1 protein-coding gene and 1 pseudogene are annotated in these 1,020 nt (G+C 52.5%); both read left to right on the forward strand.

What is annotated here, in order from left to right; genetic code table 11:
* Positions 1–268 (forward strand): annotated as a pseudogene (locus RA210_RS19470) (cupredoxin domain-containing protein); the annotation flags it as partial.
* Positions 269–415: 147 nt separating this feature from the next.
* On the forward strand, positions 416–922 hold the full coding sequence (locus RA210_RS19475; RefSeq protein WP_090351983.1) for a cupredoxin domain-containing protein: 507 nt from the start codon (positions 416–418) through the stop codon (positions 920–922).
* Positions 923–1,020: the final 98 nt, after the last annotated feature.

Below are 1,020 nucleotides of genomic sequence, written 5' to 3' on the forward strand. Positions count from 1 at the left end.
CCTATTCAAGGATGGCACGCTGACGCCGACGGGGATGGCGAAGTCGATAGCATGGCGCGAGCGCTGGTCCGGATCAGGAGACTCCAGCCCTCCCGGATATCCGGAAGTTATTGAAGCCAAGCATGACGATCCAAATGCCATTCTCGTAGAGCCGGGAGCTACGAAGGAGTTCGTCTGGACTTTTGCCGAAGGCGATAGTTTGAAATTTGCTTGTACCCTGCCAGGTCACTATCAAGCTGGCATGGTTGGCGAGTTTGTAATGCGTTGATTCGGCGGTCGGTGCTTCACCTCATGCATCACGGGAGGAGCACCGATCCCCGCTAAATCTACACGCTTCTAGCTTCCGTGCTTGCTTTCAGTGAAATTTTAAAAATGGCAGAGGTGTTGCTAGCAGCGAAATCTGGAGGGTCTTACCATGCGAGCCAAGTCAGCATTACTATCCCCTCTCGTCGGTCTCGTTATTTCTTCTGTAGCTATTGCTAGCCCTGGCCAGGGTAATGCCGGCCGGCCAGGAGATATCACTACGATTGATCGTACCATTGAGGTGAAAATTGGAGACATGTTTTTCTTGCCAGGCAGTATTGAGGTAAAGGCGGGCGAAACCGTTCGCTTCTTGCTGAAAAATGATGGTGCGCTGCTTCACGAATTCAATATTGGTAGTCCTGAGTCCCATGTGGCTCACCAGAAGGAAATGGCTGCGATGTTTCAGAGTGGAGCCTTATCCTCAAGTGGCGCCCACGGTATGGAGGCGATGGGGCATATGGGCGGCATGAAACATGACGACGCTAATAGTGTCTTGGTCGAGCCGGGAGCCACTGCAGAGCTTGTGTGGCGATTTTCAAAAGCCAATGACTTAGAGTTCGCATGCAATGTCCCGGGGCATTACCAATCGGGAATGCTGGGAAAAGTCAACGTGCACTGAAGCTGGTTTGGTTGTTAATCGCCCCGGCGTGAATGTTTAATAGTGCCGGGGCGGTCAGCTTCAGAGCTATTTGGGTGGCTCTCTGGCCATGTCCCCAT

This window comes from Pseudomonas sp. OF001, assembly GCF_904426495.1.
In the GTDB taxonomy this organism is placed as follows: Bacteria; Pseudomonadota; Gammaproteobacteria; order Pseudomonadales; family Pseudomonadaceae; genus Geopseudomonas.

What these genes read in the sequence shown, in the direction of transcription:
- RA210_RS19475 (WP_090351983.1), top strand. Translation starts at nt 416, where the DNA reads ATGCGAGCCAAGTCAGCATTACTATCCCCTCTCGTCGGTCTCGTTATT.